The organism is Bacteroides sp. AF34-31BH, assembly GCF_003602795.1.
GTDB classification, from domain to species: domain Bacteria; phylum Bacteroidota; class Bacteroidia; order Bacteroidales; family Bacteroidaceae; genus Bacteroides; species Bacteroides uniformis.
The window spans coordinates 125525-150035 of sequence record NZ_QTLV01000006.1 but is presented as its reverse complement, the minus strand read 5'-3'; the positions used below and the strand labels follow the sequence as shown (position 1 = coordinate 150035).

Below are 24511 nucleotides of genomic sequence, written 5' to 3'. Positions count from 1 at the left end.
GATATATGGCCAATAACAACGAAATAGAGAGACGGAGAACGTTTGCGATTATCGCGCATCCGGATGCCGGTAAGACATCATTGACCGAGAAGCTGTTGCTTTTTGGTGGACAAATCCAGGTGGCGGGTGCCGTAAAGAGCAATAAGATAAAGAAGACGGCAACGTCGGACTGGATGGATATTGAAAAACAGCGTGGTATTTCCGTTACCACTTCTGTAATGGAGTTCGACTACCATGACTACAAGGTCAACATCCTCGATACTCCGGGTCACCAGGACTTTGCCGAAGATACCTACCGCACGCTGACGGCTGTGGATAGCGTTATCATCGTGGTGGACGGTGCGAAAGGTGTGGAAACGCAGACACGCAAGCTGATGGAGGTCTGCCGTATGCGTAATACGCCGGTGATTATCTTCATCAACAAGATGGACCGTGAAGCCAAAGACCCGTTCGACCTGCTGGACGAACTGGAGGAGGAACTGCACATCCACGTGCGTCCCTTGACGTGGCCTATCGAGAGCGGTGTCCGTTTCAAGGGTGTCTACAATATCTACGAGCATAACCTCAACCTCTACCAGCCCAGCAAGCAGGTAGTGACGGAGAAGGTGGAAGTGGACATCCATACCGAGGAATTGGACAACCGGATTGGTGCCCAGCTGGCCGATAAGCTGCGTGGCGAACTGGAACTGATAGACGGTGTTTATCCCGAATTCGATAAGGAGGAATATCTGAAGGGTGAGCTGGCTCCTGTGTTCTTCGGTTCGGCACTGAATAATTTCGGTGTGCAGGAACTGCTGGATTGCTTTGTGGAGATTGCTCCCAGTCCCCGTTCCGTGAAGGCGGAAGAACGTGAGGTGGAGCCGGAAGAACCTAAATTTACCGGATTCATCTTCAAGATAACCGCCAATATCGACCCGAATCACCGTTCATGTATCGCTTTCTGCAAAATCTGCTCCGGGAAGTTTGTACGCAATGCCCCGTACTTGCATGTACGTCATGGCAAGACGATGCGTTTCTCGTCGCCTACGCAGTTCATGGCGCAGCGCAAGACAACTGTCGATGAGGCTTGGGCGGGAGATATTATCGGCCTGCCGGATAACGGTACGTTTAAGATTGGCGATACGCTGACCGAAGGCGAGGCGCTTCACTTCAAGGGGCTTCCGAGTTTCTCTCCGGAGATGTTCAAGTACATTGAGAATGCCGACCCGATGAAGCAGAAACAGCTTGCCAAGGGTATCGACCAGTTGATGGACGAAGGTGTGGCGCAGTTGTTCGTCAACCAGTTCAACGGGCGTAAGATTATCGGTACGGTGGGGCAGTTGCAGTTCGAGGTCATCCAGTATCGTCTGGAGAACGAATACAGTGCGAAGTGCCGTTGGGAGCCGCTCAGTCTGTATAAAGCCTGCTGGATTGAGAGCGATGATGCGGCTGAACTGGAAGCCTTCAAGAAGCGCAAATACCAGTACATGGCGAAAGACCGCGAGGGTAGGGATGTGTTCCTGGCGGACAGCGGATATGTGTTGCAGATGGCGCAGATGGACTTCAAGCATATCAAGTTCCACTTTACGAGCGAGTTCTAAGCTATACGATTTTTGCTGACTCACGGCTATAAATGATGCAAGTCGAAGAAAAAGAGGAGGTACAAAGTAATGAAAAACTTTGTACCTCTTTATTTATTGTGGGAAGAAAGTGTTACCTTTGTTTCTGCAACGATTAATATGCATTGATTATGAAAACTGTTGAAGTAAGCTCGTTCCTTACCGATTTTACACCTTACTTATTATAAACACAAAATTTCAAGATGAAACATACCTTCCTTTTTCTCCTGCTGATTCTCCTTCTGGGGCTGACAGCCTGCTCGAAACCTGCCGATAGAACTTTGGTGTATAGTGTGGTGAAAACCTATCAGGATTTGTATAATGCGGTAACAAAGTAAAATCAGCCAAACACGTAGAGAGGCACATTCTCTCTATGTGTTTATTCTTTCTTTTCACTGGCATAAACTCATAAATGATGTCATATTGCAAAGAATAACTTATAACAATTACCTTGTAGAGATAGGAAGATACAGGTGGCTTCATTATCAGGGGTTTGCGTGTGTCGCTTGTAGAGATTATCACCTTATTCCTCTTATTTAAGCTTTATTTCCCCCCTTCTTCTTGTAGAGATATGGTTTTTGTAATCCTTTGTTTTTGAGTGATTTGTGAAAATCGGTTGTAGATGCCATTTTCTTGTTTTCCCTTGTTTCCCACCCTAACTTTGCAACATCGAATTTGAGAAAAGCAGACGGCTGAATCGTTGAGGCCTCACGATGAAAACTTCTGCTTCTCGGGTGAGACAAGAGAAACAGAATATACCTATTATTAATCATTTAAAACATTACGATTATGGCATTTTTTAAAAGAGTTCAAAAAAAAGTAAACGATTTGTGGTATCCTCAATCAGTAACCTGGGGCAAGGCGGTTACTACCCGTGAAGTGGCAGATGAACTGTCTTTCATTTCTACCGTGACCCGTGGTGACACGTATGCGGTGATGGAGAACTTGGGGCGTGTATTGAGCAATTTCATGGGGCAGGGACGTACTGTGAAGATAGACGGTATAGGCACTTTCTACTATACTGCTACCTCTACCAAAAGAGGGGTGCCGACGGCTGAGGAGGTAAGCGCTTCGCTGATAAACGGAGTACGTGTCCGTTTCCTGCCCGAAGTGGAGCGTAATAGTGGCAATCAGGTGACTACCCGCAGCATGGTGAATACAAAGATTGTTTGGAAAGAGTGGGGTAAGACTTCTACCTCCACCGGTACTACTCCCGGCGACAATACCGGTGGAACCCCCGGCGGCAACGACGGCGACCAGGGTGAGAATCCGTTGGGCTGATTCTCCTTCCTTGAAAGCAATTGATGACTGACACCGTTTTATGCTAAAAGTTTCCTGTACCGCCTCATTGGTTGTGCGGGAAGCTTTACTTTTTAGCATCTTTTATCATTCTTCTCTGCCTTTCTTTAATGGATTATCGCTAATTTCGAGCGATTTTTCGTAAATTCGGCTGAATAACTAATAATTTATAATATGGAAAACTTGAATACAGCACTTTTGCTGATGGTGGTAGGTATGGCAACAGTCTTCGCTATCCTGCTGATTGTTATTAACTTAGGAAAATCTCTTATTGCATTGGTGAATAAATATGCGCCCGAAGAGGTGACACCGGCTAAAGCTGCGGCAAATGGTCCCGCACCTGTCCCCGGTAATATTCTGGCAGCTATCAGTGCAGCCGTAACAGTAGTGACACAAGGTAAGGGTAAAGTTGCTAAGGTAGAAAAAATCTGAAATAATAATCTTATATAAAAACACACCGAATAATTTAGTATGAAAAAGGAAATTAAGTTCAGTTTGGTATTCAGGGACATGTGGCAGAGTGCCGGAAAATATGTACCCCGTGTTGACCAACTGGTGAAAGTAGCTCCCGCCATCATTGAGATGGGTTGTTTTGCGCGCGTGGAAACCAATGGTGGAGGTTTTGAACAAGTAAATCTGCTGTTTGGGGAGAATCCGAATAAAGCCGTGCGCGAGTGGACGAAGCCGTTCCATGAAGCCGGTATCCAGACCCACATGTTGGACCGTGCCCTGAATGGCCTCCGCATGAGTCCCGTGCCCGCCGATGTGCGCAAGCTGTTCTATAAGGTGAAGAAAGCGCAAGGTACGGACATCACGCGTACTTTCTGCGGTCTGAACGATACCCGCAATATCATTCCTTCTATTGGCTATGCACACGATGCCGGAATGATTTCCCAATGCTCGCTCTGCATCACCCATTCACCCATCCATACCGTAGAATACTACACGGAGATGGCACTGAAGCTTATCAAGGCAGGTGCCGACGAAATCTGCATCAAGGATATGGCAGGTATCGGACGTCCGGTTTCTTTGGGCAAGATTGTGGCCAATATCAAGGCGGCGCATCCCGATATTCCTATCCAGTATCATAGTCATGCGGGTCCCGGTTTCAATATGGCAAGTATTCTTGAAGTGTGCGAAGCGGGTTGCGACTATATCGACGTAGGCATGGAGCCGCTTTCCTGGGGTACGGGACATGCCGACTTGCTCAGTGTGCAGGCCATGCTGAAGGATGCAGGCTTCCAGGTGCCCGAAGTCAATATGGAGGCATATATGAAGGTACGCGCACTCATCCAGGAGTTTATGGACGACTTCCTTGGCTTGTACATCAGCCCGCGCAACCGCCTGATGAACTCCCTGCTGATTGGTCCCGGACTGCCGGGTGGCATGATGGGCAGTCTGATGGCAGACTTGGAATCCAATCTGGAGTCCATCAACAAATACAAGGCAAAACGCAACCTGCCCTTCATGAAGCAGGATGAACTGCTCATCAAGTTGTTCAACGAAGTGGCATATGTTTGGCCGCGCGTGGGTTATCCCCCGTTGGTGACTCCGTTCAGCCAGTACGTCAAGAACCTTTCCATGATGAACGTCATTGCTATGGAGAAAGGCAAGGAACGCTGGGGTATGATTGCCGATGACATTTGGGATATGCTGTTGGGCAAGGCAGGTAAGCTGCCGGGTCAGCTGGCTCCCGAAATCATAGAGAAGGCCGAACGCGAAGGACGCAAGTTCTTCACCGGCAATCCGCAGGACAACTATCCCGATGCTCTGGACAAGTACCGCAAGCTGATGAAGGAGAACAAGTGGGAACTGGGCGAGGACGACGAAGAGCTCTTCGAATACGCCATGCACCCGGCTCAATACGAGGCTTACAAGAGTGGCAAGGCCAAGCAGGACTTCCTGGAGGATGTGGAGAAACGCCGTGCCGAACGTGACAAGTCTCCGCTGGACGATGCCAAACCCAAGACGCTCACTGTGCAGGTGGACGGTCAGGCTTACCGCGTGACGGTGGCATACGGTGACATCGACCTGCCCGCTTCGGCCACCGAAAAGGTGACAGCTCCCCCCGTAGGCGAAGGTCAGGACGTTCCGGCTCCGCTCGAAGGCAAGTTCTTCCTGACAAAGAATGCGCAGGAAACCCCGTTGAAAGTGGGTGACAAGGTGAAGAGTGGCGACCTCCTCTGCTATATCGAAGCTATGAAGACATACAATGCCATCCGCGCAGACTTTGATGGAACGGTTGTTGCCATCTGTGTCAATCCGGGTGACTCTGTTTCTGAAGATGATGTATTAATGAAGATAGGATAATGGAAGATATATTTGCAAAACTCTATGATATGACGGCCTTCAGTAACATCATTGCTGATCCGTCGTTCCTCGTGATGTATGCCATCGCTTTCATCCTGCTTTATTTAGGTATCAAGAAACACTATGAACCATTGTTGTTGGTACCCATCGCTTTCGGTGTGCTCATTGCCAACTTTCCCGGCGGCGAGATGGGGGTGATTCAGGCAGATGAAAACGGAATGGTCATGGTAGGCGGGGTGATGAAGAATATTTGGGAGATGCCGTTGCACGAGATTGCGCACGACCTCGGACTGATGAACTTCATTTATTATATGCTGATTAAGACCGGCTTTCTGCCGCCTGTTATCTTTATGGGTGTGGGTGCGCTGACAGACTTCGGTCCGATGCTCCGTAACTTGCGTCTCTCCATATTCGGTGCGGCTGCGCAGTTAGGTATTTTCACCGTACTGCTTTGTGCTGTGATGATAGGGTTCACTCCGCAGGAAGCAGGTGCGTTGGGCATTATCGGTGGTGCCGATGGTCCTACGGCTATCTTTACTACCATCAAGCTGGCTCCCCATCTGTTGGGACCGATTGCCATTGCTGCTTATTCTTATATGGCGCTGGTACCGGTCATCATTCCGATGGTGGTGAAGCTGTTCTGTACCAAGAAGGAATTGATGATTAACATGAAGGAGCAGGAGAAGCTGTATCCTTCGAAAACCGAGATTAAGAATCTGCGTGTATTGAAGATTATCTTCCCGATTGCAGTGACTACGATTGTTGCTTTATTTGTGCCCACAGCAGTACCTTTGATTGGTATGTTGATGTTCGGTAACTTGATTAAGGAAATCGGTTCGGATACAAGCCGCTTGTTTGATGCTGCTGCTAATAGTATCATGAATGCAGCTACCATCTTCTTAGGATTGAGCGTTGGCGCCACGATGACCAGTGAGGCATTCCTGAATTGGACGACTATCGGTATTGTGATTGGTGGTTTCCTGGCATTTGCATTGTCCATTACGGGAGGTATTTTCTTTGTGAAGCTGTTCAACCTATTCAGCAAGAAGAAGATCAATCCGCTGATTGGTGCTACCGGCCTGAGTGCCGTACCCATGGCAAGCCGTGTCTGCAATGAAATAGCAACGAAGTATGACCCGAAAAACCATGTGCTGAATTACTGTATGTCCAGTAATATCTCCGGCGTAATCGGCTCGGCTGTTGCGGCGGGTGTGCTGATTTCATTCCTGGGATAAACGGTCAGTAGGAAAAATATAAAGAAACTCCGGTATGGCTTTGTAAAGCTATGCCGGAGTTTTTTGTATGTTTTTCTTTGAGGGGCATTTCATTCACTAACCACCTTCCAATATTCAGCCATCGCCATCTTCTCCGCCAGATACGCATCAATCAGGTTGGTGTGTGCCTGCGTCCACGAGAGTTGTGCGGACAACACATCTGCCATGCTGGCTTTTCCTTCATTATAAGAGAAGGTGACAAGGCCCAGATTCTCTTCGGCGAGTATCATATTCTCCCGGGCCGTCTTGACTTGCTGTTCAGTTTCCGTCAGTTTTGTGGTGGCTGCGGAGAGCTCTTCCAGAATATTGTCCGTTACATAGCTTTGTTGCAGCTTCTGTATGCCGATATAGGCTTTCTGTTGGCGGTTTGTCTTGAAGCGGGCTCCCCAACGGAAGATGGGGATGCTGACATTGACTCCTACGACGGGAGTATGAGGTACATCCTGCCCCATATAGGTGATTCCCGTATCCCAACCGGTAGCGAGGAACATGTTGACTTGTGGGTTGTAGCGGCTGAGGGCGGCATGCCGTTGCGCTTCACTGCGGGCGATGTTCACGGAGGTACTGGCATATTCTGCCCGGCGAAGCAGCACATCATCCAGGCCCAGAGGTATGATGGAGGCAGTCGGTATATCTATTTCGGCTATGCTGTCTATGGGAGCGTCCGGTTCCGAGCCCATAAGGATATTCAGTTTTTGCAGGGCAAGGGTATGGTTTTGGCGTGCCTTGATGTACTGCAATTCGGCCTCCTTACGCCGGGTGGAAATCATCAGCAAGTCTGTGCGGCTGATGGCACCGTCATCAAAGCGGTCTTGGATGATGTCGTACTGCTGTTGTACAATATCCTGAAAGGTAGCCGCGGCTTTCAGACCGGCACGGGCGGCAGAGGCATTCCAATAGACGGCGTCACTTTGATAGTGTATCTGGTCGAGGGTCAGCTCTGTGGTAAGTTGGTCCAGTGCCTCTTCGGCTTGCGCCACTTTCTTTTGGGCTATTAGGGAACCTCCGGTATAAAGCGGCTGCGTCAAGGTGGCAAGTGCCTGATAGGTATAAGGGTGGTAGTCTCCTTTCGGACTGTTCCATTGGTCCAGATGATTGAGATTGGCGGTACCCTCGGCAGTGATGTCAATCTGGGGCAGGAAACCGGTGGAGGCAATCTTGCGTGCCTCGGTACTGGCGAATGTTTTCAGATGCTGTTGTTTCAGAATCTGGCTGTATGCTTCTACCTTGTCGCGGTATTCTTCGCGGCTCAGATATGCTTGTTGTGCCCCGGCATTCAGTCCTGAGCACAGTAATGATAGAATAAGTATATTTGTTTTCATCATTCAATTGGTAAACTGTAAATTGTTGAATGTTCTCTCACTTGATTTTATGAATGGCGCAATAAGCCACCGGCAGCACGAATAGTGTCAATGCCGAGGCTACCAGCAAACCACCCATGATGGTTGCCGCCATGCCGCCGAACATGGCGTCGAACAATAACGGCAACATTCCCAGGATAGTGGTACCCGATGCCATGGCCACCGGGACAATACGGGTGGTCGTTGCACTGATAACGGCTTCACGCGGTGCTTTTCCGGCAGCGGTTTCCGTATCAATCTGGTCCACCAGCACGATGGCATTCTTGATATTCATTCCAATCAGCCCCAGCAAGCCGAGGATGGAGAAGAAGTCGAATGATTTCCCCAATACCACCAGTCCCAGTACAATACCTATAAAGATAAGCGGCAGCATCAGCAGGATAACAATCGGCTTCCGGTAGCTGCGGAACAGAAACAGCAAGGTGACGAACATAAGGAAGAATGTCAGCGGCAGGTTAGCTGCCAGTGCGGCATTGCTTTCTGCCTGGCTTTCCTGCTCTCCGAAGTATTTCATGGTGTAACCTTCGGGCACATCAATCTCTTCTTGCACTTGCTTCCATATACGGTTGAAGGCGGCAATGGCATTCACACCGCGGCGTGGGTCGGCCTGCGCCATCATCACCATCTGCCGGTTGTAGTCTTTCACATTGGAGAACTTGTACTGGAAGTCGAACCGGCTGACGACTTGTTCCAGAGTGGTTGTTTCGCGTGCAGTGCCGAATACGGGGAGTGTACGCAAGTCGTTGATGCGGAAAGAGTCGATAGTTTTATCCTTCAACAGAACGGGAAGTACCTGGTCTCCTTCCCTGTATTCCCCAAGTGTCATGCCGTTCGTACCGATCTGGATACTCTGTGCCATGCTTTGACGGGAGATACCCAACGGTTGTGCACGCTCCTGACTGTAAACGGGATGCCATACCGGTATCTTATTGCCCCAGGAGTTGCGCACGTTGATAAGTTCGCCGTCACGGTGCATGATGTCCAGAGCCTTGTTGGTCAACATGACCAGCGTATCCGTGTTATTGCCGATGAACCCGATTTCAATGGCGGCATCTACAGCAGGAGAGAGTTTGAACAACATGGTACGGGTGATGGCATTGGGATAGTTGGCCTTCATGTAGGCATCAAGGTTCTCTTCCTGCTTCTTGGTATATTTGCTGTCCGTTACTTCCACCAGGATATTGGCGAAGTTAGGTTTGGGACCGACGGAAGTGGAGGCCAGATAGTAACGCAACGGTGTGCTGCCGAATGTGACGGATACCCGTTTCACTTCCGGCTGCTGCATCAGATGCGCTTCCACCTTTTTCATTTCGGTTTCTACTTCGCGGATGCTGTACCCGTCCGGATAGAATACATCTGCCCGAAAGTAGGGCTTGTCCAGAGAAGGGAAGAAGTTCTGGGGCATCAGCCCCATGACGATGAGGGAGAGGATGAACAGTGCTGTAATGCTTCCAAGGGTCAACGCCTTCTTGCGTATCAGTGTGCTGAGGATGGAGGCGAATTTATGGTAGAAAGGCTTGTCGTATGGGTCCTTGCTACCATCTTTAGCCTTTGCTTTCAGTATGAAGTTGCCGAATGTAGTGGTTTGTGTCAACGCCAGCACCCAACTTAATCCCAGGGAAATGGCCAACACTACGAATAGCGGTTTCACGATTTCGGCTACGGAAGAGGGAGCCAGATACAGTGGCAGAAACGAACAGATGGCAATGAACGTTGCTCCCAGCAATCCCCATTGGGGACCGGTGGCACCGTCTATCAGCGCTTTTCGGCGGTCGATGCCGCGGGCAATGGCAATTTGGGCATTATCTGTCACCACGATGGCATTGTCCACCAGCATTCCCATGGCTATGATGAATCCGGCGAGGGAGGTCCGGTTCAGACCTACGCCAAGAAACGACATAATGAGCAGTGTGCCTCCGATAGAGAATATAAGGGAAGAGCCAATCAGTACTCCTGCACGCATGCCCATCACCAGCATGATGATTACAATCACAATCAGGATGGATTCTATCAGATTGATGATGAACCCGTTGTTGGCTTCTTTGGCAATCACGTTTTCGGGATACAGACTTTCCAGTTCCAGCCCCACGGGGATGAGGGGCATGAGTTCGGCAAGCCTCCGGTCTACCAGTTCACCGGTTTTTACCACATCCTTTGTCGGGTCGGTGGAGATGCCGATACCGATGGCGCGCTTTCCGTTGACGTGCATGATATTGCCGGGAGGTTCCATGTATCCCTTTTCAATGATGGCGATGTCACCCAGCTTGACTTGTCCGCCGGAGGTAGTGATAACCTGGTTGCGGATATCATCGACAGTCGTGTAGGTACCGTTGGCCACAATGCGTAACTGTTGTTCTCCGGCGCTGATTTCACCCGTATTGATAATCTGGTTCTGCGATTGTAGCAGGCTGGCCAGCTGCTTGGGGTCGATACCCATTCCTGCCAGCTTGTTTACGGAGATGAATATATGGATGACCTCTGTCTGTGTACCGAAAAGGGCTACCTTCATCACACCGTCTGCCGTGATGACTTGTGTCTTGATTCGTTCCGCCCAGTTTCTCATTTCTTCATAAGAGAAACCGTCGTCACCCACCAGGCCGTAATAGATGCCGAAAACGTCTCCAAAATCATCCGAGACGGTCGGTACAGAAGAGCCTGCGGGCAGTTGGGGCTGTATATTGAGCACTTTACGCCGCAGTTCGTCCCACTTCTGCGGAATGGATGCGGCAGAGAGTGACGGTTGCAGTTCGAAGGTTATCTTGGAGAGTCCGTACATAGACTCTGACTTTATCTTGTAGACGCCGCTCATCGACTGTATTTCTCGGGAGATGGGTTCGGTGACGAGCCGTTCCACTTCTGCCGGCTCCGCTCCCGGGTAGCGTGTCATGATGACTGCCGACTTGATGACGAAAGGTGCGTCTTCCTTCTTTCCCAACCTGCCGAATGACAGTATACCGCCGATAAGCAGCACAGCCAGAAAGAAGTAGACTATCTTCGTGTTGTCTAATGAATATTGGGCTAGATTCATAATGAATATTTTTTAGATAAATGGGGAATGTAATGTGCCAATGTGATTAATCACATTAGTACCTTTATTGCTTCTCCTTCTGTCAGCTGGTATACTCCGGCCGTCACAACGGTTTCTCCCGGTTCCAACCCTTTAGAAATAAGCAGGTTTGCCTCTCCCGTTGGAGAATAAACGGTCACTTCGCGGCGACTGACTTTATTACCTTCCACCACCCATACATACGTTTTCCGGTTTTCACTGTCGCCAAATACGGCGCTTAACGGTACATTCATCAGCTTTTCTTCCAGAAAGGGAGCGACATCCGATGCCAGCTTTATTTTGCATGTGAATCCCGGTTTTACGTCATAACGTGTACGGTCAAAGTGCGGGTCGTCAATTGTTATTGTCACCGGAATACCCGTCCCTGCTGTGGAGATGTCAAGATACTCTTCCAGTCTGGCATCGAAAGCCTCTGTGGGGTAGCTGTCGAACACCACCTTGAACTTTACGTCTTTGGCACGGAGCAGATAGAGATAATCATCCGGTACGGTGAACTTGATTCGTAGCTTCTGTGTATTTACCAGCTGTACAACCCCTTCTCCTGCATTGACACGCTGATAGTTCTCTACCAGCCGTTTTTCGATGGAACCCTCGAAAGGGGCTGTCAGCCGCGTATCCCGCATATTGTTGCCGGACAACTCGTAAGTGGATTTTGCTTTCTGATAGTTGGCTACGCTGATTTCGTATTCCTGCACGGAGATAGCCTGGCGGCCAAGCAGCCGTTTGTTACGTTCCACTTGTGCGGCAGCTGTTTCGTAGGCAGCCTTGTCGGCTGCATATTGCAGGGAGATGTCGCGTGGGTCGATGGCGGCAATCAGTTGCCCCTTTTTTACCCGCTGTCCCTCTACAACCGGGAGGCTGATGATTTGTCCGCTGACGCGGAAGGCAAGTCTCACATATTCCACGGCTTCCACTATTCCGGAGAAGTCTTTGCGGATAACCGACTGTGAACTGACTTGCGCAGTCTTCACCGGTCGGATAAGGGTATTGCTACCCTTTTGTTTTTGCCCGCACGACGTGATGAGCAACGCCATGACCAGGGCGAAAAGAAACATCTTTTTCATTGGTAAACAAGTATATAGTTATTCGTTCAGGTATATATAAAAACATAAAACCGGGAAAACAACCAAATGTTCTCCCGGTTATAGGATAAATGATGATTTAATGTGCCAATGTGCTAATTGGCTGCGCAATGTTTATGCTGCGCTATCACGCCGCAGGTCATTGGCACATTGGCATATTAATTTTCAATTCCGTCCCCCGTTCCAGCGTATATGGGTGTCCGTAGACTTGTATGTCCACTTTGCTGCCTGCTGTAAGCGAGATTTCGATTTCTTTTCCTACCCGTATGTGAAGTGTGTTTTTCAGATAATTCACCTTGAATGAATAGCTGTCCCATTTTTGCGGTATGACAGGGGAGAAACACAACGTCTCCTTCAGCACCTGCATACCTGCAAATCCGCGTACAATGGCCAGCCAGCTGCCGGGCATACTGGTTATGTGCAGACCTTGGTCTGCTTCGTTGTTGTAGTCGTCCAGGTCAAGCCGTGTGGCATGCAGGAAAAGCTGGTAAGCTTTTTCCACTTTGCCGATGCGTGCAGCCAGGATGGAATGGATGTGGGGAGAAAGGGAGGATTCGTGTACGGTCATCGGCTCATAGAACTCGAAATTGCGGCGGACGGTTTCCGTGTCAAAATAGAAATAATAGAGGTAAAGTCCGAGCAACACGTCACTCTGCTTGATGTAGCAAGAGCGCAGAATGCGGTCCCATGACCAATGTTGGTTGATGGGGCGTTCTTCGGCAGGAATGTTATCTGTACTTTCCAGTACTTTATCCATATAGCCGTCATTTTGGATAAAAATACCCCGTTCCTTGTCTTCCGGCAGATACATGTGTTCGATGATGTCTCTCCACCGGGCACTTTCCTTCACTTGGTCGAGATTGGTGATGCGGCGTATGTGGGCATATTCATCTGGATATTGCTGTGCCACCATTTCCAGAAAACGGAGGGTCATCTTGAGGCACTGTATACAGGAATAGTTAGTGTACCAGTTGTTGTCCACATTGTTTTCGTATTCATCCGGGCCGGTAACCCCCAGTATGACATATTTCTGTTTGGGTTGGGAGAAGGATACCCGTTGTCTCCAGAAACGGCTGACGGCAATCATTACTTCCAGGCCATATTTAGCGATATAGTCCATATTGCCCGTCAGCGCTGCATGCTGAACGATGGCATAGACAATGATATTGTTACGGTGGATTTCCTCGAAGGTTATTTCCCACTCACTGTGGCATTCCTCTCCATTGTTGGTTACCTGCGGAAACAACGCTGCACCGTCCTTGAAACCCAGTTTACGGGCGTTTTCGATGGCTTTGGGAAGCTGGTTGTACCGATATGCCAGCAAGTTCTTTGCAATCTCTTTGGGAGTGGAGAGCAGAAAAAACGGTACACAACACAGTTCCGTGTTCCAATAAGTATTTCCGCCATATTTTTCTCCGGTGAATCCTTTGGGGCCGATGTTCAGGCGCGGATCATCTCCCCGGTAAGTCTGATACAGCTGGAATATGTTGTACCGGATACCTTGTTGTGCTTCCGGGTCCCCTTCGATGACGACATCCGTTTCGTCCCAGATTTCCTGCCAGGCCCTTCGATGCTCTTCTACCAGCGTATTCCAGCCTATGCTCTTGGCTTCGCGTGCCTCGGTCATGGAGTGCTCCACCAATTCACTCCGTTCGTGGTAAAGAGAAGAAGCGATGGCGGTGTATTTGATGAGTGTCACGTTGTCTCCGGGTTTTACGTCGGCACCTACGCTGAAACCGGTCTGCTTTTCCTTTTCTATCCGTATGGGGTTGGCAGTGGTTTCCTTGTTGTTTTTGAAGAATTGGTAAGTCATGGCGTAGCACACTTGTGCATCTTCCCGGCGGGTCTGTGTCCAGAGATAGGCACAGCTGCTGGTAGAACCGGAACGCAGTATGTTCCATATTTTCAGGTTTGGCAGGTCGGCATCGTCTACTATATTCCCGTCAAGGATGGGCACGAGTGAGATTCTGCCGGTATAGTTGATGGAAGACACGCTGTACTTGATGAGACAGAGGTTGGGTCTTGCCATATTTGTGATATGCTCTACATGGATGTGGAGCTGGTTTCCGCGAGGAGACGTCACTTCCATGTCCCGGTAGGAGATACCTTCCTTCATATCCAGGCGGCGGTTGAAGCTGTCGACATCCCAGCCTGCCAAATCGAGTTCCTCATCGATGAGGCGCAGGTTGATGCGGCTCCAGTCAGCAGCCTTGGGTATACGGGTGTAATATGGGGGAAATCCGTTCTTCCACCATCCTACGCGGGTTTTGTCCAGGAAAGTGATGCCGGCCACAAATGAACCACGGTAACTGTCACTGCTGTAAGGCTCCTCAAAATACCCCCGTTGCCCGAAACGTCCGTTTCCGAGACTGAATATACTTTCCGACATCCGTTGACGGTCGGGGTGGAATTGGTCTTCGATGATGTTCCATTCATCGGTCTTGAGGTATTTTTTCATGGCGACGTGTTTTCTGTAGTTATCGCCGTAAAGATACGCAATATGCGGAAATAAAAGAGAAGAGTGAGGACAAAAATAGTGAAAGGGGAAGGGAGGGGATTAAAAAAGATAATATAGCACACAGATGACACAGATAAGGCAGATGAACATGGATAAGTTTGTCTAATAATCCATGTTCATCTGCCTTATCTGTGTCATCTGTGTGCAGAAGTAGGAGCTTGGTTCTATTTCTCTCCCTTAGTCTCTTTAATTAAATATACACAGAAAGCACCTATTATCAGCATCACTCCTGCCAATACAAGCATATTGATTTCGGGGGGCAGTACTCCTTTCGGAGTAAACAAGGACAGAATACTGCCGCCCAAAGCTGCCGCAATAATCTGTGGAATACAGATGGTACCATTGAAAAGACCTAAGTAGGTACCCATATGTCCTCCGCTCAGTGCATTGGTCAAGATGGTGAACGGCAGTGCCAGCATGGCAGCCCATGCACAACCTATCAGCAGGAAGGAAATGAACAACATATACGGATTATGCATAAAATAGGTGGAAATGAAACCTATACCTCCCAGAACAAGGCTGAGTGAGTAGACGCGGCGGCGGTCCTTGAACATCGGTATGCAGATGGCCCAAAGCACAGAGCCGATGGCTTGCACGGCAAACAGTACGCCTACCCAGTCGGCGGCATTCTGATATTGCAGGCTCTTGGTGTCGAGTACTATTTTGGTCACACCATCTACCAGGTGCTCCACTGTAGGGGCGTCAAAAGCATTGGCAGCGATACTGCCGTTGGTATAGGTCCACATGAACATAAAGGCAAACCAGCAGAAGAACTGTACCAGTCCGATAGTCCAGAATGCTTTCGGAGCCTTGATGAGCAGCTTCAGCATGTTGGTCTTTTCATGTTCCTCTTCTTCGGTGATGCCGTGATACTCTGCATATTCGGCAGGCGGCATCTCTTTTACTTTGATCGAAGTGTAGATGACGCAGAAGATAAGGATGGCTGCTCCGATGTAGAATGAGTAAATCACCGAGTCGGGGATTACTCCTTGGGGAGCTGTATTGCTGATGCCAATCCATGCAAAGATGAACGGGAAGAGATAGCCTACCAGGCTGCCTGCATTGCAGAGAAAACTCTGGATGGAGTAGGCGAGCCCTTTTTGTTTCTCATTCACCATGTCACCCACCATCATTTTGAAGGGTTGCATGGCCATATTGATGGAGGTATCGAGGAACATCAGCGATACCAGTCCGAAAATCATGGCTGTACTTACTGCCATGCCGAAGCTTCCGGCATTGGGTAGCAGGCACATGACGAGTACGGCCACCAACGAACCTATAAACAGATAAGGGATGCGCCGTCCGAAGCGTGTCCAGGTCTTGTCACTGGCGGCTCCCACAATGGGTTGTACAATGATACCTGCCAACGGCGGCAGTATCCAGAAATAGCTCAAATTATGCGGGTCTGCACCCAAAGTGGAAAAGATACGGCTGATGTTTGCACTCTGCAAAGCATATGCAATCTGTACGCCGAAAAAACCAAAGCTGATGTTCCACAGCTTCCAGAAACTTAAATCGGGTTTTACTTTCATGATGGTTTAATATGTTTTATTATTTCGTTGTTCCTCTTATCACCAGATTGGTACGTACTATCTTGTTGTTGCTTTTCTCTTCTCCCTCCAGCCTTCCGGTCAGAATGCTGAAAGCGCTTTTACCTACTTCCTCGCCATGCTGCTCCACGGTAGTCAGCTTCGGGTCGGTGCTTTGCGCAATGGCTCCGTCGGTGAATCCGCAGATGGATACTTCGTCGGGAACTTTTACGCCGACCAGTTTGCAGGCATACAGTATGCCCGAAGCTGTCTCGTCGTTGATGGCAAAGAAACCGTCAGGGCGGTCTTCGCTTTCCAGCAGGTCGGGAGTGATGGAGATGGCGCGTTCACGGGTGTCGCACAACAGAATCATGCTGTCGTCCACCGGAATTTTATACTTCTTCATGGCATCCAGGTAGCCGTTCCGGCGATTTTTGGTAATCTCCAGGTGGGGAGCCGCACCATAGAAAAGGATACGCTTGCATCCGGTCTGTATCATGTATTCCACGGCGGCAAAGGAGCCGGCATAGTCGTCCACCACCACTCGCTCGGTTTTCAGTCCCGTGCAGATACGGTCGTAAAAGACGATGGGAATGTCGTTGTTCAGCAGTTCCTGGTAATGGTCGTATTGGGAAGTGTCCTTGGCAAGTGAAGCGATGACTCCGCAGACACGGGCGGCAAGGAAAGAATGCACAATCTTCACTTCCTGCTCGTACGATTCGCTGCTCTGCGCCACTATGATATTATATCCGGCATCTGCCGCCGCTTTCTCAATTCCGCTCAATACGCAGGAAAAGAAGTGGTGTACCAGCTGGGGAACAATGACGCCGATGGTATTGCTGCGGCTTGCGCGGAGGTTTACAGCCAGTACATTGGGCTTGTAGTTATGTTCGCGCGCATAGGCATGTACAAGGTCACGAGTTTCCTTGCTGATGTCCGGATTGTCTTTCAGCGCTCTTGACACGGTGGAAGGAGAGACATTCAGCGCCCGGGCAATATCCTTGATGGTAATCTGCGGTTTATTCATGGTATAGTTTTGAGGACAAAGATAAGGTAAACTTCCCTAATCCGATTGCAAAAATAACGTAATATGGTAAATTGTGCTTATTCGTTGAGGTTTATCGGGTTGTAAGTTTGTGCAAACGATTGCGGTTTCTTATCTTTGTCCGGACCTTTAATGAATATAACCTTGAGTATGTACAAATATATTCTTTTTGTTTTTATACTTTTACAGACTGTCCTTCCTTGCCATATGTGGGCACAGAAGCCCGATTACCGGTTGTTTCAGAATATCAGTTTAGGGACAGAGGCATCTGTCATCAGCTGTTTTCTGCAAGATACACAAGGACTGATATGGATAGGTTCGGATAAAGGTCTGTTCAGCTATGACGGCTATTCCACCCAACCGCATTTCATTTTTGGCGAACGTAGCAATACGCGTATTTATTGCGGAGAAGTAGTAGACAGTACCTATCTTTATCTGGGAGCAGACAACGGGTTATTGATATACAATTACCGGACAGATACTTATGAGGAACCGGGAATTGATTTTCCGACGGACATCCGTACACTGGTGATGTACGATGGGTTGCTGTGGTTGGGCACACTGAACGGGCTGTATACGTATCATCCACAGACCCGTGAGATTTCTTCCGTAAAAGAAGGTATCCCTCATCAGACAATTTACTCTCTTATCCATTCTTCAGACCATCAGCTTTACATTGGTACCTATAATGGCTGTTGCCGCTATACATCCGTTACCGGACGTTTTGAAATGATAGAACTACCTGCTAGCAGGAATAAAAGTAATCTGTTTGTAAACTCTTTGTTGGAAGATGCGGTGAGGAAATGTATTTGGATAGGTACGGAAGGATGTCTTTTCAAATATACTCCTGCCGACGGGCAAATACAGAGAATTGATGCTTTTCATGACAATTCTGTCAAATCAATGGCTTTGGATGGATATGGGCAATTGTTGGTGGGGACAGACAATGGACTGTACATATACGGAGAAGATTCACCTTTACAGCATATCGTGCATGATTCGCGGAACCTCCAGTCACTGTCCAACAACATTGTATGGACTGTTTATGCGGATTGTGAACGGAATATCTGGCTGGGGACGGACTATGGCATATCCATGGCACGTTGTAAAGAGACATTACGCTATGTTCCCATATCGCGGATTACCGGGACGGGGGAAGGAAACCAGTTTTATTCCATGTTGCGTGATGTGCATGGTAATTTTTGGTTTGGGGGAACAAATGGACTTATCCGTTTCACGTTTTCTGAGGAGGAAAGGCCGGAAGGCCGGGTGCCGGGAAAGGGCAGGGATGTTACCTGGTACAAGATGGGAGATAAGAATTTTCCTTTGACCCATAACCGGGTACGACAGTTGTATGAAGACCGGGACGGATACCTTTGGGTGGCAACAGACGGGAGCATCAGCCGCTATGATGAGGAAAGCCGCCAGTTTATACCTTATAGTATAGTAGACAGTACCCGTCGCTACAATACTAACTGGGCATATGGTCTTTTCGAAGACAAGAATGGAAAGTTATGGGTAGCTACTTGTTTGGGCGGTATTTTTGTCGTGGACAAACATAAACTGCTGCATGCCTCTACACACCCATATGTAGCCGAAGGAACCTATTCCATACACAATGGTTTGTCGGGTATGTTCATCAACCAGATGGTTCCCGACAGTGAAGGAAATGCACTGGCCCTGCTCAGTAGTGCCAACAGTGTTGAGAAAATAAATTCTTCTACCAATAATATTACCCATATTGCTTCAGGAGAGTTCAAGGAGGGGCAAAGGCCCAATTTTGTCTTGTGTGCCGAGGATGGTTGTATTTGGATTGGCTTTCCCGGTGGAGTAATGCGTGTGGAGCCTTCGGATAATAGGGTAAAGGTTTTGCCGTTCGATGCTTTCAATCATTATGAAGTGCTTTCCATGATAGAGGCTGAAGGAAAGATATGGATATCCACTACTGACGGATTTTGGGTGGCAGACCAGCGGACATTGGAAGTGCGACGCCTGAGTATTGCCGACAAACGTTTTACCAGCTTGTTCTTTGATAGGAAAGAGGGTGAACTATACTTGGGCACAGCGGATGGCTTTGCCATTTCCTCCCCGGATGCATTGCTGGCGGAACATCCGGAACGCCCGTTATTGCTGACAGCCCTTTATGTGAATAACCGGCTTTATTTGCCCGGTTCGGAGAAAAACTGCCGGAGCATCCGTCTTATGGAACAGATAAACTTGGAGTACAACCAGAATAATCTTGCTTTTGAACTGTCGGATTTGCCTTACTCGCTGGAGGAGAAAAGCAGGATTGTATATCGTCTGGAAGGGGTAGAGCGTGAGTGGACTCTTCTGGCTCCCAATACCAACCGCATCATTTATAATAATCTGGATTATGGAAACTATCGGTTAATGGCAAGTAAGCTGGATTCCTATGGCAAACCCTTTGAACAAATATATAGTCTGGATGTCCATATCCTTCCACCATGGTACTATACTTCGTGGGCGAAGGCATTTTATATGCTGTTATGCTGCGCTTTGATTGTTTGGACCATTCACTTTTTCCGTGTGAAAAACCGCTTGAAGCTGGAACATTTGGAAAAGGAGAAGATTTTGGAACAGTCGCGTGCCAAACTGGAATTCTTTACCAATCTTTCCCATGACCTCAAGACACCTTTAAGTATGATTATTGCCCCTATCAGCAGGATGTTGCCGGAAATTAGGAATCAGCAGGAGAAGAAGCAGCTCGAATTGGTTCAGCGCAATGCCATGAAACTGAATTCATTGATTCATCAAGGGCTGGACTTGAACCGGGTGGATAGCGGCAATAGGACTTTATTGATTTTATCACAGATAGAACTGGTCTCTTTTGCACGTGATTTGCTTGCACTCTATACAGAAGGAAAAATGAAGGAAAAACAGCTCGCTTGTGAATTTCGGACGAATCGGGAACAACTATACATTCAGATGGATGCCATCAAGTTGGAGTCTGTTTTGGATAATCTGCTTTCCAATGCTGTAAAATATACGCCGGAAGGCGGAACCGTTACTCTTTCTTTGGATGCTCCCGAAGGTGGGAGGGAGGTGTATATTTCTGTGGCAGATACCGGTACCGGAATACCAGTTCAGGACCAACCGTATATTTTCCAGCGTTTCTTCCAATCATCCAAGACTGCGGGAAAAAATGAGGGAACTGGAATCGGACTTTATTTGGTGAAAACCTATACGGAATTGCATGGTGGCAATGTTCGGCTGATGTCAGAGGAGAATGTTGGTACTACGGTAACCCTGACTTTGCCGGTTGTGAATCAAGAGCAGACAGCTCCGGTAGGGGTACCTGATTCATCACCGGATATTCTTTCACCGGATGCTCCTCTTGTATTGATTGTAGATGATAATGCGGAAGTGGCGGAATTCATTTACCAGATTCTGCATGCCAAATATCGCTGTCGTGTGGCAGAAAATGGCAAATCCGGATTGGAGCTTGCCATGGAATTGCTGCCCGATTTGATTGTTTCGGATGTAATGATGCCTGTAATGGATGGGTTAGAGATGGTACGGCGTTTGAAAAAACATATCCCTACATCCACCATCCCGATCATTCTGCTGACGGCTAAGAGTGATAAGGAGACAGAACTTGAGAGTATACAGTTACACGTTGATACCTTCATAGCCAAACCTTTCGAGCCGGATATCCTGCTCTTGCGGGTAGAGCAGTTACTCTCCAGCAAGCAGACTCATGAGGCCAAGGCGCGTATGGAGGTACTTGCTACTCCGAAAGCGATAGAGGCCGTTTCGTATGACGAGAAATTTCTGGCAAATGTCACTCGCTTGATAGAAGAGCATATTTCGGATTCCGAGCTGAATGTGAATACTCTTTGTGACTGGGCGGCGACCAACAACAAGCAGATGTACCGCAAACTGAAACAGCTGACGGGAATGACCCCTGTGGAATATATCAAGTCCATCCGCATGAAAAAAGCAGCCATGTTGTTGCAGCAGAAAAAGTTTACAGTGGCAGAGGTAATGTATATGGTAGGCTTTTCCAATCACTCTTATTTTTCTAAATGTTTTCAGGCAGAGTTCGGACTTCCCCCTAAACAATACGCGGCAGAATAATGCCGCTTTTACAAGGACAAACCCTCATCAGAATATATCTGGTGAGGGTTTGTCCTTTTTTTATCCTCTTATGTCCGATATCTGCTTTCGGGGAAAATGATGTTGCTCTAAATTTGCCGGTGAAAGGCAAGACTTGAATTTGATAGCGGAAGAATAGACTCCTGGTTACAGATACTTTCTTACGTACAAATATACAGATAATTGATATTGTTAACTTTAATTTATTGAATGCATGAAGCAAGTTAATCTTAGAATCTATCGGATGATTCTGCCCTTAATCCTAGGGCTATTCTTGTCAGTAGGCACTTATGCACAAAGCATCACTGTGAAAGGGCATGTTAAAGATGCCCTGGGTGGAGTGATAGGTGCAAGTGTAGTAGAAAAAGGAAATACCACAAACGGGACTATCACCGATCTTGACGGTAATTTTTCACTGAATGTACCCAAAGGTTCTACTTTGGTAGTTTCTTTTATCGGTTATAAGACTCAGGAGGTGGTTGCAGCTTCCAGTGTAGTCGTGACCCTGCAGGAAGACAGTGAATTGTTGGATGAGGTTGTGGTCATCGGTTACGGTGTGGCTAGGAAAAATGATTTGACCGGGTCTGTAACGGCAATTAAACCGGATGAAATGAACAAGGGGCTGACGACATCTGCCCAAGACATGATGCAAGGCAAGATTGCCGGTGTCAGTGTTGTTAACAATGGTGGTGAGCCGGGTGGCAGTGCCACTATTCGTATCCGTGGCGGTTCTTCATTGAATGCCAGTAATGACCCGTTGATTGTAATTGACGGACTTGCCATGGATAATTATGGAGTGCAAGGAATGTCCAATCCATTGGCTTTGGTGAATCCGGCTGATATAGAGAGTTTTACTGTGTTGAAAGATGCTTCGGCTACAGCTATTTATGGTTCCCGTGCCTCCAATGGCGTTATCCTGATTACTACTAAGAAAGGACAGAGTAACTCTAAACCCCGTATTTCTTATAATGGTAATGTGTCCGTCAGCATGGTTACGGACAAACTGGATGTACTGAATGCCAAAGAGTTCATGAAACTTGTACAGAACACATATGGTTATTCTGATGAAGAGTTTCTGGCGAGTGCGGAATATCAGGCATTAGGATATATGAATGCTCAGGGCGAGCATCTTTTTGCCGATACCGACTGGCAGGACGAGATTTATCGTACGGCAGTCAGTACCGACCATAATATCACTGTTTCCGGTGGATTGAAAAATATGCCTTATCGTGTTTCCCTGGGCTACACCAATCAGCAAGGTATCCTGAAAACATCAAGTTTTGAGCGTTATACGGCCAGTGTGAATCTTTCCCCTTCTCTTTTTGATGAGCATTTGAAGGTTAACTTCAACGCAAAGGGCATGTATTCTGTGACAAGCTATGCCAATACCGATGCCATTGGAGCTGCCACTTCAATGGACCCTACCAAGCCGGTTTATGGCGGGACGGAATTTTATGATAAAAACTTTGGTGGATATTGGGAATGGCCCGAAGCAGTAGACTGGAAAGATTCTGAATGGGGATACAACATCAATACTTTGGCTACAGCCAATCCCGTCGGGATGCTGAATAACCGTTCGGATAAAGGAAAGTCAAAAGTGCTGATGGGGAACATTGAACTGGATTATAAGATTCATGGTTTCGAGGATTTGCATTTGCATGTTAATGGTGGTATGGATGTGGCAAGCGGCAAGTCCAACAAGAATTACAACCGTTTTGACCTTGACAATTATTATTATGGACGTGTCGGTTGGAATACACAAGATACATACAATTTGTCATTGAACATGTATGCACAGTACATGAAGGACTTCGGGAAAGCGCACCATTTTGATATCATGGCCGGTTATGAATGGCAGCATTTCCACAAAGAGACAGATTACTATTATTATGGAACTTACCCTGATACGAACCTTGAACATGCCGGTGAAATCTATAATCCGTCAGAAAATACACTCTACAAGACGGAGAACTATCTGGTTTCTTTCTTTGGCCGTATGAACTACTCTTTACTCGACCGTTATCTGCTGACCTTCACCTTGCGTGATGATGGCTCTTCCCGTTTCTCCAAAAAGAACCGTTGGGGATTGTTCCCGTCCGTTGCATTGGCATGGAAGGTGAAAGAGGAGGGTTTCTTGAAAGATGTGGATGCTGTTTCCGATTTCAAGTTTCGTGCAGGTTATGGTATCACCGGACAGCAGGAAGGCATTGGCGATTATACCTATTTTGCTTCATATACCCCCAATTCGGAAGGAGCATATTATCCAGTTTTGGGTAATGGCATCACTTACCGTCCGGATGCCTATAATAATGACTTGACCTGGGAAAAGACCACTACTTATAACATTGGGGTTGATTTGGGATTCCTGGACAACAGAATCACTGCCAATTTTGATTATTACTATCGCAAGACGAAGGATTTGATTAATGATGTTTATGTAGCTGCCGGTTCCAATTTCAAGAATAAGGTGACGAGCAATATCGGTTCACTGCATAATAAGGGTTTTGAATTTGCAGTGACATGGAGAGCCATTCAGCAGAAGGATTGGCGTTGGGAGTTGGGATTCAATCTGACACACAACACTAATGAAATAGACGAGCTGGTGAAGAGTACAGGTGACAAATACATCATTCGTCATGGAGGAATTGCCGTTGGTGATAGTGGTTCCAATGGAATCAAGGGATATTCCGTAGGCGAAGCTGTCTCTGCCTTCTACACCTATCAGCAAGTCTATGATGAGAAAGGCCAGCCGATAGAGGGCGAATTTGTAGACCGTGACAATAATGGCATCATCAATGACAACGACCGTTATTTCTATAAGAAATCAGACCCGGACGTATTGATGGGACTTTCCTCGAAATTGATTTATAAAAATTGGGATTTTAGTTTCTCGCTGCGTGCCAGTCTGGGTAATTATGCTTATAATGCTGTTGAATGTAGCCGTTCTGATTTGTCGGTTACCGGTATTTATTCGGGCAATGCATGGCACAATGTGCCTCAGATGTCACTGGCCAAGAACTGGAAGAAAGTGGATGCCCTGGATGCCCTTTCTGATTATTTCATCCAGAATGCCTCTTTCTTGAAGTGTGACAACATTACGCTGGGCTATTCTTTCGACAAATTGTTCGGGCAGAAAATCAGCGGGCGTGCTTATCTCACGGCCCAGAATGTGTTTACGATAACCAAGTACAAAGGTCTGGATCCTGAAATCAACGGTGGATATGATGGCAGTATCTATCCTCGTCCTCTGGTGGGAATTTTCGGACTCAGCCTTAATTTTTAATCCTTTAAAACTAAGAATAGTATGAAATT

Annotated in this window: 14 protein-coding genes; 8 read left to right on the top strand and 6 right to left on the bottom strand. The window is 47.7% G+C overall.

Translation table 11 applies throughout. The features are described from left to right. The first annotated feature begins 5 nt into the window (after positions 1–5). The 6 genes from DWZ67_RS11275 to DWZ67_RS11250 all read left to right on the top strand — a co-directional run bounded on the left by DWZ67_RS11275 (position 6) and on the right by DWZ67_RS11250 (position 6442). Positions 6–1580: a peptide chain release factor 3 gene (locus DWZ67_RS11275; protein WP_005835727.1), complete on the top strand. Its 1575-nt coding sequence runs from the start codon at positions 6–8 to the stop codon at positions 1578–1580. A gap of 221 nt (positions 1581–1801) precedes the next feature. Beyond that, on the top strand, positions 1802–1936 hold the full coding sequence (locus DWZ67_RS20590; protein ID WP_005826323.1) for a hypothetical protein: 135 nt from the start codon (positions 1802–1804) through the stop codon (positions 1934–1936). A 451-nt stretch (positions 1937–2387) separates the two neighbouring features. Then, complete coding sequence (locus tag DWZ67_RS11265; protein WP_005835731.1) at positions 2388–2879, top strand: HU family DNA-binding protein; 492 nt, start codon at positions 2388–2390, stop codon at positions 2877–2879. A gap of 192 nt (positions 2880–3071) precedes the next feature. Continuing rightward, positions 3072–3329 (top strand): OadG family protein, encoded by a 258-nt coding sequence (locus tag DWZ67_RS11260; RefSeq protein ID WP_005835732.1) that lies wholly within the window; start codon positions 3072–3074, stop codon positions 3327–3329. A gap of 39 nt (positions 3330–3368) precedes the next feature. Then, on the top strand, positions 3369–5207 hold the full coding sequence (locus DWZ67_RS11255) for a biotin/lipoyl-containing protein (RefSeq protein ID WP_005826327.1): 1839 nt from the start codon (positions 3369–3371) through the stop codon (positions 5205–5207). Further along, a complete protein-coding gene (locus DWZ67_RS11250; RefSeq protein ID WP_005826328.1) occupies positions 5207–6442 on the top strand; it encodes a sodium ion-translocating decarboxylase subunit beta in 1236 nt (411 codons plus the stop codon). Before DWZ67_RS11255 ends, DWZ67_RS11250 begins: the two co-directional genes overlap by 1 nt. Before the next feature lie 89 nt (positions 6443–6531). Here the strand turns inward: DWZ67_RS11250 and DWZ67_RS11245 are convergent, their stop codons facing one another. The 6 genes from DWZ67_RS11245 to DWZ67_RS11220 all read right to left on the bottom strand — a co-directional run bounded on the left by DWZ67_RS11245 (position 6532) and on the right by DWZ67_RS11220 (position 17065). Then, entirely contained in the window at positions 6532–7806 is a 1275-nt protein-coding gene (locus DWZ67_RS11245) for a TolC family protein (RefSeq protein ID WP_120138847.1), read from the bottom strand. Between the two features lie 34 nt (positions 7807–7840). Next, on the bottom strand, positions 7841–10870 hold the full coding sequence (locus DWZ67_RS11240; RefSeq protein ID WP_009036568.1) for an efflux RND transporter permease subunit: 3030 nt from the start codon (positions 10868–10870) through the stop codon (positions 7841–7843). A 50-nt stretch (positions 10871–10920) separates the two neighbouring features. Beyond that, positions 10921–11973, bottom strand: a complete 1053-nt coding sequence (locus DWZ67_RS11235; RefSeq protein WP_009036569.1) for an efflux RND transporter periplasmic adaptor subunit — start codon at positions 11971–11973, stop codon at positions 10921–10923. A 157-nt stretch (positions 11974–12130) separates the two neighbouring features. Beyond that, positions 12131–14449 (bottom strand): family 65 glycosyl hydrolase domain-containing protein, encoded by a 2319-nt coding sequence (locus DWZ67_RS11230; protein ID WP_009036570.1) that lies wholly within the window; start codon positions 14447–14449, stop codon positions 12131–12133. A gap of 224 nt (positions 14450–14673) precedes the next feature. Then, complete coding sequence (locus DWZ67_RS11225) at positions 14674–16041, bottom strand: MFS transporter (RefSeq protein ID WP_009036571.1); 1368 nt, start codon at positions 16039–16041, stop codon at positions 14674–14676. Between the two features lie 19 nt (positions 16042–16060). Then, complete coding sequence (locus DWZ67_RS11220) at positions 16061–17065, bottom strand: LacI family DNA-binding transcriptional regulator (protein WP_009036572.1); 1005 nt, start codon at positions 17063–17065, stop codon at positions 16061–16063. A gap of 168 nt (positions 17066–17233) precedes the next feature. Here DWZ67_RS11220 and DWZ67_RS11215 point away from each other — a divergent pair, with 168 nt between their 5' ends. Both DWZ67_RS11215 and DWZ67_RS11210 read left to right on the top strand, forming a co-directional pair. Further along, positions 17234–21181, top strand: a complete 3948-nt coding sequence (locus DWZ67_RS11215; RefSeq protein WP_034528576.1) for a two-component regulator propeller domain-containing protein — start codon at positions 17234–17236, stop codon at positions 21179–21181. Positions 21182–21413: 232 nt separating this feature from the next. Further along, complete coding sequence (locus tag DWZ67_RS11210) at positions 21414–24482, top strand: SusC/RagA family TonB-linked outer membrane protein (protein WP_034528579.1); 3069 nt, start codon at positions 21414–21416, stop codon at positions 24480–24482. Positions 24483–24511 lie beyond the last annotated feature (29 nt).

Excerpts from the sequence above, each read along its gene's own strand:
- DWZ67_RS11275 (WP_005835727.1), top strand. The coding sequence starts at position 6 with ATGGCCAATAACAACGAAATAGAGAGACGGAGAACGTTTGCGATTATC.
- DWZ67_RS20590 (WP_005826323.1), top strand. The coding sequence starts at position 1,802 with ATGAAACATACCTTCCTTTTTCTCCTGCTGATTCTCCTTCTGGGGCTG.
- DWZ67_RS11265 (WP_005835731.1), top strand. The coding sequence starts at position 2,388 with ATGGCATTTTTTAAAAGAGTTCAAAAAAAAGTAAACGATTTGTGGTAT.
- DWZ67_RS11260 (WP_005835732.1), top strand. The coding sequence starts at position 3,072 with ATGGAAAACTTGAATACAGCACTTTTGCTGATGGTGGTAGGTATGGCA.
- DWZ67_RS11255 (WP_005826327.1), top strand. The coding sequence starts at position 3,369 with ATGAAAAAGGAAATTAAGTTCAGTTTGGTATTCAGGGACATGTGGCAG.
- DWZ67_RS11250 (WP_005826328.1), top strand. The coding sequence starts at position 5,207 with ATGGAAGATATATTTGCAAAACTCTATGATATGACGGCCTTCAGTAAC.
- DWZ67_RS11245 (WP_120138847.1), bottom strand. The coding sequence starts at position 7,806 with ATGATGAAAACAAATATACTTATTCTATCATTACTGTGCTCAGGACTG.
- DWZ67_RS11240 (WP_009036568.1), bottom strand. The coding sequence starts at position 10,870 with ATGAATCTAGCCCAATATTCATTAGACAACACGAAGATAGTCTACTTC.
- DWZ67_RS11235 (WP_009036569.1), bottom strand. The coding sequence starts at position 11,973 with ATGAAAAAGATGTTTCTTTTCGCCCTGGTCATGGCGTTGCTCATCACG.
- DWZ67_RS11230 (WP_009036570.1), bottom strand. The coding sequence starts at position 14,449 with ATGAAAAAATACCTCAAGACCGATGAATGGAACATCATCGAAGACCAA.
- DWZ67_RS11225 (WP_009036571.1), bottom strand. The coding sequence starts at position 16,041 with ATGAAAGTAAAACCCGATTTAAGTTTCTGGAAGCTGTGGAACATCAGC.
- DWZ67_RS11220 (WP_009036572.1), bottom strand. The coding sequence starts at position 17,065 with ATGAATAAACCGCAGATTACCATCAAGGATATTGCCCGGGCGCTGAAT.
- DWZ67_RS11215 (WP_034528576.1), top strand. The coding sequence starts at position 17,234 with ATGTACAAATATATTCTTTTTGTTTTTATACTTTTACAGACTGTCCTT.
- DWZ67_RS11210 (WP_034528579.1), top strand. The coding sequence starts at position 21,414 with ATGAAGCAAGTTAATCTTAGAATCTATCGGATGATTCTGCCCTTAATC.